The sequence below is a fragment of the Anabaena sp. PCC 7938 genome, from assembly GCF_049315035.1.
GTDB classification, from domain to species: domain Bacteria; phylum Cyanobacteriota; class Cyanobacteriia; order Cyanobacteriales; family Nostocaceae; genus Anabaena; species Anabaena cylindrica.
In genome coordinates, this window is record NZ_CP186034.1 from 531,761 (window position 1) to 544,788 (window position 13,028).

The following is a 13,028-nucleotide window of genomic DNA, read 5'->3' on the forward strand; positions in this document are numbered from 1 at the left end:
AGGGGGTTGGGGGTGGGGTTCTTCTTACGACTGGATCAATTCTCCCTAATTGCTGTTAAAGAATCGTTTGCGCGGAGGGGTTCTCCTTAAAACTATTTACTAATTCCAGAAAGCGACACCATACATTTATTACCTTTTTGCTGGATTTGGAAAGAACTGCAAGATTGCAAAAATTTGATAAAACTACCACTAATTTTTAATTCCTTCATTTGTTTAGTTATTGGTTTATTATATTTTTCATTAAATTTAACGCCTAAAATACCAATATCCACAAAATTGCTTTTAGAATCTTGGGTTAACTCTGCCAGAATCATCTTAATTACCTGTTCTAGATCAAATGCAGAATCGATATGAGAAAATGAACTAGATGAAAGGGTAACAACACTAACTTTACCGATTTCCCATTTCTTATCTTTTTGTTGAAGATGAAAATTATTACAAGACTGTAAAAACTTGATAAAAGTACCACTTAGCTGTAACTCTTGAATTTGCCTCGTAATCGTCTTACCATATTTTTGTTTAAACTTACTCGCCAAAATACTAATATCAAAATAATCCTGAATAGATTTTTCTATTAATTCATCGAGAATAATATTCAACGCCTTTTCTAAATCTTGCTTAGAAGTAATGCCAGTTAAAGATTGTAGCCGATTATCTTGAGCTAGTTCAGATTTGCGACCATCTTCTACTTGAACTTGATTGTGATCAAAAACAGTTACATATAACTCTGAAGCATCATCAATTTGATGAATCACAAAATCAGCAGGATAGTTGACAAATATATCTCTTGATCTTTTACCAGGTAAATAATGAGAAACAATATGGCTAATATTAAATTGATACTTAATTTTATACAACTTAGAAAGTTGAGAAAGTTTAATCCAATAACTTGCATTTAACTTCTGCTCATCTTGAATTAAATTTTTGATTTGCCCAATAAACTGACTAATAGATGGGATTTCTGGTAGGGGTTTAATTCCATAAATTTTAGTCTCACCTGTAGAATTATTAAATAAATTAATATTTTCTCCATGTTGACTAACTTGATATACTATTAGACCATGTTGCTGTAAATTATTGCATAAATTAGTCATGACCTTATCTGATGAGCAAACCAAAACTTCCTTAGCATTTGGGTAGCGCTCATGAATTGAAGAACCAAAAGCAATCATTTTACCATCTGCATTATCTCTGCCAGCAGGAACATGAATTAAATCATAGCCACGTTCATGTAATTCTATATCTAACTTTCCTCGATTACCCCAATTAGCAAAAGCAATTTTTACCTGAATCGGACTATTACAAACAGTAGCCAAAAATTTTTCTGTATTAGTATTAATTTGTAAATTCTCAGCATCTAAAAGTAAAACAGCAATTCCTACTGATTGTAGAGCCGGAGTGAATATAGTATTGAATGAGCCATTTAATTCAGAGATAATCGGATTAAATTGGCGAACATTAGCAATTAATTGTGATAATATTGGTGAATTTAAAGCTTCAGCAACAAAAATTGCTCTGAGATATAATTGCAACTTTTGTAGTAATTCCTCCCAGCTTTGAGTTTGGCTTAATAAATCCAAGAATTTGGCACTCAAAGCCGATTGATTAGAATTATTTTCCCACTGAACTTTTCTATACTTTTCAAGCAATAATTCTGGCTGCTGTTTTTGAATAGTAATAATGACTTGGCAAACCTGAGAGACTATTCTATTTAACAAGGCAGAATCATAGGTAGTCAGCGATCGCTCATGATTTAGCATAGCTCACACAGTACAATAGAGTATCCTGGCTGAAAACACCATTCAAAATACTAATTTATACCAAATTGGGATTTTAGAATTGGCTACATCTCTCAACAAGCATAAAACTCCTAATCTACCTCCAGAGAAACTACAGTACTTGATATTCATAAGTACAGAGCAGCGCAACTAAGCCACCCAGTAAAAAAATCTGCAATCCTGACTGAATGGTAATTACGTATCTCTAGCGCGACTGTAAGCACTATTACGAATTATTCCAAACTTCCCATGAATCAAAAAATAACTACCGCAATTCAAGGTATCTATGAAGTCTGCATTGGTGTTCCCGACGCAATTCCAGCACTTCAATATTGGCAACAATTCGGCTATCGCATCGGGCAAATAGGAGAACTAACCGCAGAAGCAGCCCATCAACTATATTGGGTAAATTCCCCCTTAAAAGTAATCCGTCTTTACCATCAAGACGCAGATCATGGTTTAATTCGGCTCATGACTTGGCAAAATCCCACAAATCAAGGATTGGGCATCAGTTCCATGAAAGTTAAAGGTAATCGCTGGACTACCACCTTAACCGCCGACTTACTAGGTATCTTAAATCATGCCGAAAATGCCAAAATTACTGATAAAACAATCAGATACTCATACCCTTACTGGGAAGTCATTTACAACAAAGACCAAAAAAGCCATCCTTTTATAGATCCTGCCATTGGAGTACGTGAAATGCTCCTACTGCAACCCCTAACTCGACAAGTGCTATTTCAACGCTTTGGCTACGTCATGCCCCATTACGGCAAAATCAATCATCATGCAGCCTTTAGCACCAGCCAAATCACCCATCTAGGCTTAGTTATTCAAGATGACAGCAAAGAAACCCTACGCTTTTATGAAGACATTTTGGGTTTATTACGTGTACGCGATGACGTAGAAACCAGTTATGAATCTTCCCTAGCCGGTCGAGAATTATTTGACCTTAACCCTGGAGAAAAATTTATAGTTACAGCCTTTGATGACCCCCGTTCCTCCCAAACCAACCTAATGGAAGCACGTAGCGGCAGACTCTACATTATTCGCTTTCCAGAACACATCAACCTAAAATCAAACTTTGAAGCAGCCCAACCAGGAAGCTTAGGAATGTGCCTTTACACCTACCGAGTGCAAGGAATACAAACTTATTTTGACAAGATAAGAGCAAGTAACGTACAAAAATTTACTAATATAGTCAGTAACGAATTTGGAGAACAGAGTTTTTCTTTTATTGCCCCAGATGGCTATTTCTGGACTTTGGTGGAAAAAAATTAATTTAGTCGTGAAATCAGGAAACAGCAAATGGTAGCCTACAACCAAGAAATTGATGCTCAACAATGGGTAAAGACCCGTTCTTCCCTAGACTCTAACGAATCTACTTTCCTTGTTTGGACAGGTAAAATATATAGCTTTGTCCCTGGCGAAAAGCGGCAACTATTATTTAAAATCATCGGCATGAGCGTAAGTCGCTGTATTCTCACCGCTGAAGGACGCTGGGATTTTACCTCCAGAGAACTAACTTATTATCTCCACCCAGAGACAGATGAAATTTTACACAAATGGGAAAACCCTTGGACAGGCGAAACAGTATCAGTAATGCACGTTGCCAACAGTCCCGTACAAGGCAAGTTTAAAGGCAAACTTCCCGTCCAAGTAGAAGCAGAAAACACGACCTTTATCTTTGATATCTTTCCCCATTATCCCAACCCCCTAGCAGAAGATCCTCAGTTTATTGAATACTGTCCATCACCAATTTATCAAGCCGCAGAACTGTTTAAAATCACAGTTCCCAGCGCAGACTTAGTTAACTCAGAATTAACTTCCGTCACCGAACTACAACTCAGTTGGGATAGAATTGGTCAATGGTTGCCTTGGATGAAAATGGGTACACGCCCTGGTTATCTCATCTACAGTGCTACTGGCAGCAAAGTAGGCGGTTTTACAGAGTTACCACCACTACTGCAAGAAGAAATCAATACCCGCGTTCCTTTATACAAGCAAGCACCCAACGCCTTCTTAGAAGGTGAAGATATGACTTCTTGGTTATATTTTCAAAAGCATTTTCCCGCTTACTTAGCCGGAGAAACTTTCCCCAGACCAACACCAGAAGAAAATTCGTAATTTGTAATAGAACCTATGGCAGGCTATCGCTAACATAATTCGTAATTACAATTACGTCAGGTTTTTAGAGTTTTCAAATGGATGGCTTATTTACGCCATTATGTACTAATTTTTTGCCCCAAATGCGCGGATGGATAGGTGTAAAATTTGAAGTGGCCAAAAAAATGCCTGAATCTCTATTTATACAAGGGTTAGGAGCTATTCCTGTTAGGCAATCATCCGCGCACCTTACACAGACCGGGTTTGAGCGATTTTTCCCCTTGACGCAATTAGGGCTTTCATCATCCTCCACCACCAACTCAAATTGCAATTTCACATAATCCCTATGCTTTAGTGAAGGCTTTAGGCAGAGCCTTTGGATAGCATTCCCAGTCAGAGACTGGGAACGAGATAACGAGAAAAAAGATATGGCAGGGATGTGAGTTTAAGACCAAAACAAAACTTATTTGTAAAAATATATAAAAAGTAATACGAAATTACTATTTATGCTCAAACACACATTTTTAGACTAACCCGTTTAGTTTAAAAATAATAATTAGCCCTTCCTACCCAGTAACTTAAAACTGCCGCATATTATGAATAACCGGATCAAACCCTCTCGCAAAGCGTGTGCTTTCGTCATAACAAGCACCCGTTAAATTCGCACCGTATAACTTAGTATAGTGCAGTGTAGCGCCCCGGAGATTTGCCTCACATAGATTAACACCACACAAATTAGCCCTAGTCAGATTAGCCTTAGCCAAATTAGCCCTGCTCAAATCTGCTCCCCACAATTTAGCTCTAGCGAGATTAGCTTCACTTAAATCTGCTCCCCACAAATTGATTCCTGGTAAATAGGCATCAATCAACTTGACTCTATTTAACTGAGCAGATGGAAAATATCTCTCTCCTGCGACATAGCGTCGTTTAATATCTTCAGCATCCATATGTATTCCCAGAGCGATCGCAATAAAGGTAAATTCTATTTCTGACTTAGCTACAAAAATAGCCAGTTTCTATTATCTCTAGCACAGCACAGCAAAAATAAAGCTACCATACCCAATCAATAAAAAAAGTTCAAAAACTGATCAAACGAGTTTGGCTAACTAAACCCTGTATTTTCCTATCTCTAACAGTGCTAACGAAAACCAACAAATTAATACCAGAAAAATAACGTTTGCTTCTTTATACACGAAAAAGCGCCTGAGTCCTTTTTGCTTACTCAAGCGCTCCCCCGTATAACTTTATACCATATCACTGTGTAATGCAACATTTGGAATCCGCAACATTGCTATTAGGGGAAGCACTGCCAGGATAACCTGTAACAAACATAAGGTGAAGTGGTATCACTCCTTGCATTCATTAAGAATATCTCTTTTAAAACCAAATAGCTAGTGTGGAGAGTGACACTTTATTAACTGACACGAGTTAAAAATGACTCAATCGTTATGGTAGTTAATAAGACAAAGCCCAACAGTAAAAATCTTAGTAGACGTAGTATAAAAAATCTAGAGATTTTCATAAATCAGTCAAATATTACCCAATCAAACCATTAAGTGGCGAAATCTAATTTGTAGTCTGATTTACTTAAATGCACCAGTCGTTAGTCCCCCAAGTATCAGCATAAAACCCCCTTAGATATTCATATTTAGTCTCTTTGGACAGCCAGAAGTCATAATCTCCACCAAGACTGAATGTATCTTTTATCCACCCAAACTCTAAAAATTTTGCTTTTGTAGCGCTTGTGCTTATTTGTTTAGCATCGTGATGGAACTAAAGTTAATATGGCTACAAATCATAAGCATAAAAAAGCTACACATTGCCTTTTAGCACTAAATACCGAACCACAGCATCATCGAACCTCAGTTAATACTCAATATTCTTCTAATTAACCGTAAGTTTTAAGAAGGAGGAGTGAGAATATTTGCTCCAAATCCTCCACCACCAGGAGTTTCAATCACAAAAATATCCCCAGGTTGCATTTCTACAGTTGCGGTACTGCCTAAATCTTCTTCAGTTCCATTTTGACGTTGTACCCAATTGCGTCCTAATTGTCCCGTTTCTCCACCATTTAAGCCAAAGGGAGGAAGCAAGCGATGACTAGAGAGAATATTAGCCGTCATAGGTTCTAAAAATTTAATACGACGGATAACCCCATTACCCCCCGAATATTTTCCTTTCCCCCCACTATGGGGACGTAAACTAAAGCTTTCTACTTGTACAGGATAACGGGTTTCTAAAACTTCAGGATCTGTCAAGCGAGAGTTAGTCATGTGGGTATGAACTGCATCAGTACCATCAAAATTAGCTCCTGCTCCAGAACCACCGCAAATAGTTTCATAATATTGATATTTTTGATTACCAAAAGTAAAATTATTCATTGTCCCTTGGGAAGCAGCCATCACACCCAAAGCACCATATAAAGCATCAACAATAGTTTGAGAAGTTTCTACATTTCCTGCGACTACTGCTGCTGGATAAATTGGGTTCAACATACAACCTTCAGGAATAATAATTTCTAATGGTTTCAGACAACCTGCATTGAGGGGAATATTATCATCTACTAAAGTCCGAAAAACATATAAAACTGCTGCTTGAGTGACAGCTTTGGGAGCATTGAAATTACTATTTAATTGTGCAGATGTGCCAGTAAAATCAATCTTGGCACTGCGATTTTCTCCGTCAATTATTACTTTAACTTGAATTTTAGCCCCGCTATCCATCTCATAAATAAATGAACCATCTTTGAGAACATCAATCGCTCGTCTCACTGATTCCTCAGCATTATCTTGAACAAACTGCATATAAGCTTTAACTGTTTCTAGTCCATATTGTCTGACCATTTTCCCAAGTTCTTCTACTCCCCTTTCATTAGCAGCAATTTGTGCTTTAAAATCGGCAATATTTTGGTCAGGATTACGGCTAGGATAAGGATGATTTTGCAGAAAATCTCTCACTGCTGCTTCTTGAAAAGCTCCCTGTGCAACCAAGAGAAAATTATCAAAAATAATTCCTTCTTCTGCCACTGTAGTACTGTGAGGAGGCATAGAACCGGGAGTAATACCACCTATATCAGCTTGGTGTCCACGGGAAGCAACAAAAAATAGGAGACTGGGAATATTTTCCCTACTCTCCAGAAAAACAGGGGTAATGGCTGTGACATCAGGTAAATGAGTACCACCGTTGTAGGGGTTATTTGATAGATAGACATTTCCCGGTTTGATTGTATCCCCTTGATCATTAATTAAACAGCGAACACTTTCGCTCATTGAGCCTAAATGTACGGGAATATGGGGAGCATTTGCAACTAATAGACCAGAAGCATCAAAAATAGCACAGGAAAAATCTAGCCGTTCTTTAATATTCACTGATGTCGCTGTGTTTTGCAGAACAATTCCCATTTCTTCGGCGATAAATTGATAGAGATTTTTGAATATTTCTAAACGTACAGGATCTGCTTGAGAAGTTGTGTACATTTTTTGTACCTAAACCTAAATTAATTAACTTCAACATAAACTGTGTAGGTTGTTTTGAGCAGTAAGAACCAACCTACACTTGCAGTTATTTTTTAAATGGTATCTGGGTCAATATTTAATTCCCGCAATTTTGCTGCTAAACGTTCTGCTCTTTGAGCTTCTTTTTCTGCTCTTTGAGTTTCATTGTCTGCGGTTTCTTCAGGTGTAGGTACTAAATTTCCTTCTGGTGTGAAATAACGTAATAAACCTTGATGAATCCCCAAATATAAGTATAGTTGTTCACTCCATAAATGTCCTTTTTCGTTAGCTTTTACAGGTTGATATTTTCCATTTATTAACTGAAAACCTACAAATTCTAATGTATAGGGATCAAACCAAAAGTATTCCGGTGTGCGAAAAGTTTCTTGATAAAGTTCTTTTTTAGATTCCCTATCAGTCTTCGCTGTTGTTGGTGAGAGAATTTCTACAATTACATGAGGATATTTACCATTTTCTTCCCATACCACCCAACTTTTACGCGTTTTGCGTTCAGTTCCTAAAACTACAAAAAAATCAGGACCACGAAACTTTTCTGTTTTTTTCTGGTTAGGACTATAGTAAATGCTCAAATTTCCTGCTGCATAGAAATCATTTCTATCTTTCCACAACCATTTAAGACATTTAATTAAGAGCATAATTTGCTCTAAATGTAGTTCTGTTTCCACGGGAGGTTCATCACTATATAAATCACTGGGAGGAAAAATCACATCTTCAGAGATGTTTTGTTCATCTACTAATTCTTGAGTAATCATCATGATATGATACCAAGTAGTTATTTGTTTATTTTAGCATTAATTACAGGCGCTATAAATATCACTAGAAAACACGTTCTAAAATCAAATAATTACGTTCGGTTAATTTTGCTTTCCAGTTAGCTTCAACTACAATTGTGCTAATTTTTTCAACAATGATTGCAGTACCATTTATACAATCTCCTGGTTGTAAATCTTCCCGACGATAAACTGGCGTATCATGCCATTTTTCATCGGTAAACATCTGGACTGTTTTCATGGGTTGTGGAAGTTCTTCTGCAAGGCGTTTACGAATAATTAATGCTTCTTCAGGAGTATCCATTTTTTGAATTACTTCTACTGAAACAGATTCTATAATTAAGGTTTTTTCTGTTTGAATAAAACCATAACGTGATTTATGTTCAATTTCAAAATTTCGTTGCATTAATGCCACATCTGAGGCGAAATCAACGGTTAAAATAGAGTTGGTTTCTTCATATTTTAAATTAACTTTTTTAACTACTTCTTCTAAATCATTTTCTTCCTGAGTTAATTCACTTCTGGCTTGGGTTTCCAAAGATGCCATTAATTGCTGTAATTGAGGAATTAATGTTTGATGTAAAGGTTGTTCTACTCCTGTAACTTTGGTTGTTCTCACATCAGCTAAACCCATTCCATAAGCAGAGAGAACACCAGCAAAAGGGTGAAGAAATATCTTTTTTATCCCTAAAGTATCAGCAATTAAACAAGCAACTTGTCCTCCTGCTCCACCAAAACAACAAAGCACATATTGACTAACATCATAACCACGTTGGAGGCTAATTTTTTTAATAGCATTGGCCATATTTTTAACAGCAATCGTAATAAAGCCAGATGCTACTTGTTCAGGAGTTCGATAGTTTCCTGTGACAGATGTAATATTTTCTGCTAGTTGAATAAATTTCTGTATGACAATTTCTTGATCTAGGGGTAATTTACCTTCAGTACCAAAAACTGCGGGAAAATATTGAGGCTGAATTTTTCCTAATATGACATTAGCATCTGTGACTGTTAATTGTCCACCACGTCGATAACAAGCAGGCCCTGGATTTGAACCAGCAGATTCTGGCCCAACACGATAACTAGAACCATCAAAGAATAAAATTGAACCACCACCGGCAGCAATTGTGTTAATTGCTAAGACGGGAACTCGCATCCGCGTACCTGCAATTTCTGAATCTAATTGTCTTTCATATTCCCCTTTAAAATGGGCAACATCTGTACTTGTTCCTCCCATATCAAAGGTAATAACTAAATGAAAACCTGCTCTTTTACTAGTTTGCACTGCACCGACAATACCACCAGCAGGACCACTTAAAATACTATCTTTACCTTGAAAGTTTGCCGCGTCGGTTAATCCTCCATCAGATTTCATAAACATTAATCTGACATTGGGTAAGTGACTAGTTACTTGGTTAACATAGCGACGGAGAATAGGAGTTAAATAGGCATCGACAACTGTTGTATCTCCTCGATTTACGAGTTTCATTAATGGACTAACTTGATGAGATACAGAAATTTGCGTAAATCCGATTTCTTCGGCAATTTGGGCTATTTGTTGTTCATGGTGGGGATAGCGATCGCTATGCATGAAGACAATGGCACAACTCCTAATTTCTGTATTATAAACTGCCTGTAAATCTGTTTTAACTTGCTCAATATTTACAAAGATTAATTCATTACCTTTTGCATCATATCTTTCATTTACTTCAATTACTTGTTCATAAAGCATTGTTGGTAAAATTATATTTCGAGCAAAGATATTAGGACGGTTTTGGTAGCCAATTCTCAGCGCATCTTTAAAGCCTTTAGTAATAATCAAGACGACTCTATCTCCATGCCTTTCTAACAGCGCATTGGTAGCTACTGTTGTCCCCATTTTGATTATTTTTATTGTTTGATCAGGAATGGGTTCATTAGCAGATAGCCCGATAATATCCCGAATTCCCTGGATCACTGCATCTTGATATTGTTCAGGATTTTCTGACAGTAATTTATAGACTATCACCCATTGATGGTTGGGCAAAGGGACAATTAAAAACCGTTTGGTATATTTTGAGAGTCTGTCTATGATTGTCTGGTTATTGGTAATAGCAACAATATCTGTAAATGTCCCACCTCTATCTGCAAAAATTTTTAGCATTATTCAACTTCCTCAGTTGCAATATGAATTAAGTTACAGCAGCTTCTAACATTTTAATTGTGCCATTATCAGTGTCTATTTCTACTTCCAAACCTATAGGTACTGTAAATTTGTCTTTAATATGACCAATCATAGAACCATACCAAGCGGGAATACCTAAAGGTTGAATATGATGTTTTAATATTTGGATTAATGTAAATGATGGTTCATCTCCTGGTTGACAATTTGTGCATTGTCCAAAAATAAAACCAGAAATTTGATTGAGAATACCAGCATTTTTTAATTGTGTTAGCATTCTGTCTATGCGATAAATATCTTCACCTATATCTTCTAGAAATAAAATGCTTTTATGCCATGATGGTAAATAAGGTGAACCCACCATTGCAGCTAGAATTGACAAATTACCACCAATAAGTTTACCTCTTGCTTTTCCTTGGTTAATTATTGCTATTTTCCCCTCATTAGTGGGGGTATTTTGCATGATTAATTTTTCTCCATCAAATAAGATATTTTTAAAATAATCAATTGTAAATTGATTCCATGTGGAAGTGGCAACTGCGCCATGAAATGTAATTAATCGACTGCGAGCATTAATAGCTAATAATAAAGAAGTAATATCGCTGTAACCTATAATTATTTTAGGATTTTTACGAATGAGGGGATAATTAAGTAAAGGTAAAATACGATTACAGCCCCAACCGCCACGCATGGCCATAATTGCTTTTACAGAATTGTCTGCAAACATGGTATGAATGTCTTGGGCGCGATCGCTATCTTTTCCGGCTAAATAGCCATGACGATCTAAAATATGTGCGCCTGTTATTACTTTCAGCCCTAACTTGCTCAAAGCTTGTTGTGCGGTTTCGATGTCTTTGGGTTCGATAATACCAGCGGGGGCTATTAATCCTACGGTATCACCTATTTTTAGATGTGGTGGTTTGATAATAATGTTTGGTGAAGTCTGAATTTCGGCGATAACTGGGGCAATGTGGGTGGCTATGGTAGTTAATCCCAATGTGGTGAGAAATTGACGACGGTTGATGCTCATGGAGTATGTAGGCTGAACAATTACAACAACAAAGTTTTCAAACTTAAGGAAAATTTAACAATGTTAATCTTAAAGATTTCTTAAGAAATTGCCCAAAAAAATTGACCCTCAGAATGGTAGATAAAAGAACGTGTAAAACAGAGATTTAGCAAAAAAATAGCAGAATTTGAACAGGTATTCTATTGTTGTCATGTATTCTCTTGGCGAACTCTGAGTAGAAAAAAAAAGAAGCCCAAATTGTAAAATTGACTATAGCTGATATACTAATCCTATGATATGTCGCTCAAGTGTCACACTTAGCAATATCACAAAATGGTGTTTATCTAACCACGTATGTAAACGTGTATAAACTATGGAAACTACTGCAAGTTTAATTCCAGAATTTGAACAATTATTTAGACAAAAACTGAAACTAAATAATTGTAAACTCAAAAAGAAAAGACAAGAGAATAATTATGAAATTACTACTCCATCTAAAGATGTTTTTCTGATGTATTGGTGTGAATTTCCAGAAATTAACTTGATCTATCAACATATAGGAGTACGCACAGCACAGACTGGCGTTTATGAAAAGGCTATCCGCTCTCATATTAATTTTTGTGTCACTAGCATTAAGGATAAACCACTCTCTTAATTAAGATTCCTGGTAATACCTTTACTATTCAAATAACAAATAGAATCATATATTATACTCTCGTCAGGTTTTGTATATAGCCTTTCCCACTCTAGTTAGATACAAAATTACCCCTCCCCAACCCTCCCCTTGGTAAGCTACGGTGTACACACAAGTCTTGAAATCATACCTAACGCTTGGTTTTGCCACTCTAAATCCCAATTTTATAGAGAGATGGAGGTTTGAGTTTCGCAAAATATCAGGCATTTCAGGGGCTAAAAAACCTGAAACCTATGAGTTAACCACTTGTGTGTACACGGTAGCCTTGGTAAGGGGAGGGTGCGCGACAGCGCGGGTGGGGTGTATTTCATGAGATTGGGAATTGCTATAAGCATTTCAGTCATTGGTAGGACTTATGCAATTGTCACACCAAACATCTATACTTATGGTGCGTCAGATATCAAATATCTGTTTATTTGCAGGATATATAAAGTCTGATGCATCCTAACAAAGCAAGTCAGTTGTGTGAGTCTTGATTGGCTTTAAACTGATGGATGGTTTGGGAAGATAACCGACGAGAGTTTACTAATTTGGATGTAAATACTTCTTAGTTTATGGCACTGAAACGCTTTATTATCGAAATGGGTATGGGTGTAGACCAGCATGGACAGGAACCGACGGTAGCAGCAGCGAGAGCGGTTAGAAATGCGATCGCTCATAATGCATTGCTTGGTATTATGGAAGTAGCAGGGCTAAAAGATCCTAACGATATGATTGTAGAAGTCAAAGTCGCAGTTCCTTACCCCGAACAGGTACGGGAAGCAGAGGTATTAGCCGTACTCCCCTTTGGTCGCAAAACCCTCACTGTAGAGGCCGGAGGAATGGTAGTGGACGGATTAGCAATTCCTGCACTCAACGATAAAAATGACGAAATGTTAATAGCAGTGGCAGCAGTGACAGTTTTGGTTGAAACTGAATAACCGAATTTGAGATTATTGCAGGCAAGTTAGTAGCGGAAAATGAATATAAAGTTTATTGCTACGTGGTATCCGCAA

At 36.9% G+C, this 13,028-nt stretch carries 10 protein-coding genes; 4 read left to right on the top strand and 6 right to left on the bottom strand.

Annotated elements, in window-relative coordinates; genetic code table 11:
• Positions 1-92: 92 nt before the first annotated feature.
• Entirely contained in the window at positions 93-1,760 is a 1,668-nt protein-coding gene (locus tag ACOWPH_RS02585) for an NYN domain-containing protein (RefSeq protein WP_015213857.1), read from the bottom strand.
• Positions 1,761-2,027: 267 nt separating this feature from the next.
• Here ACOWPH_RS02585 and ACOWPH_RS02590 point away from each other — a divergent pair, with 267 nt between their 5' ends.
• A complete protein-coding gene (locus tag ACOWPH_RS02590; RefSeq protein ID WP_015213858.1) occupies positions 2,028-3,059 on the top strand; it encodes a VOC family protein in 1,032 nt (343 codons plus the stop codon).
• A 27-nt stretch (positions 3,060-3,086) separates the two neighbouring features.
• Complete coding sequence (locus ACOWPH_RS02595; protein WP_015213859.1) at positions 3,087-3,905, top strand: DUF1838 domain-containing protein; 819 nt, start codon at positions 3,087-3,089, stop codon at positions 3,903-3,905.
• A 557-nt stretch (positions 3,906-4,462) separates the two neighbouring features.
• Here the strand turns inward: ACOWPH_RS02595 and ACOWPH_RS02600 are convergent.
• From ACOWPH_RS02600 to ACOWPH_RS02620, 5 genes are all read right to left on the bottom strand, one after another.
• Positions 4,463-4,831, bottom strand: coding sequence for a pentapeptide repeat-containing protein (locus ACOWPH_RS02600; protein WP_015213860.1), 369 nt, complete (start codon positions 4,829-4,831; stop codon positions 4,463-4,465).
• A 954-nt stretch (positions 4,832-5,785) separates the two neighbouring features.
• Positions 5,786-7,360: an oxoprolinase family protein gene (locus ACOWPH_RS02605; protein ID WP_015213861.1), complete on the bottom strand. Its 1,575-nt coding sequence runs from the start codon at positions 7,358-7,360 to the stop codon at positions 5,786-5,788.
• A gap of 92 nt (positions 7,361-7,452) precedes the next feature.
• Complete coding sequence (locus ACOWPH_RS02610; protein WP_015213862.1) at positions 7,453-8,154, bottom strand: Uma2 family endonuclease; 702 nt, start codon at positions 8,152-8,154, stop codon at positions 7,453-7,455.
• Between the two features lie 61 nt (positions 8,155-8,215).
• Positions 8,216-10,312 carry a hydantoinase/oxoprolinase family protein gene (locus tag ACOWPH_RS02615; RefSeq protein WP_015213863.1) on the bottom strand — a complete coding sequence of 699 codons (2,097 nt, stop codon included), beginning with the start codon at positions 10,310-10,312 and terminating at the stop codon, positions 8,216-8,218.
• 28 nt (positions 10,313-10,340) lie between these two features.
• Positions 10,341-11,360, bottom strand: a complete 1,020-nt coding sequence (locus ACOWPH_RS02620; protein WP_015213864.1) for a S66 peptidase family protein — start codon at positions 11,358-11,360, stop codon at positions 10,341-10,343.
• Positions 11,361-11,712: 352 nt separating this feature from the next.
• Between ACOWPH_RS02620 and ACOWPH_RS02625 the strand changes: the two genes are divergently transcribed.
• Positions 11,713-11,994 carry a hypothetical protein gene (locus tag ACOWPH_RS02625; RefSeq protein WP_015213865.1) on the top strand — a complete coding sequence of 94 codons (282 nt, stop codon included), beginning with the start codon at positions 11,713-11,715 and terminating at the stop codon, positions 11,992-11,994.
• Between the two features lie 593 nt (positions 11,995-12,587).
• Positions 12,588-12,953 carry a Lin0512 family protein gene (locus tag ACOWPH_RS02630; RefSeq protein WP_015213866.1) on the top strand — a complete coding sequence of 122 codons (366 nt, stop codon included), beginning with the start codon at positions 12,588-12,590 and terminating at the stop codon, positions 12,951-12,953.
• The last annotated feature ends 75 nt before the right edge of the window (positions 12,954-13,028 follow it).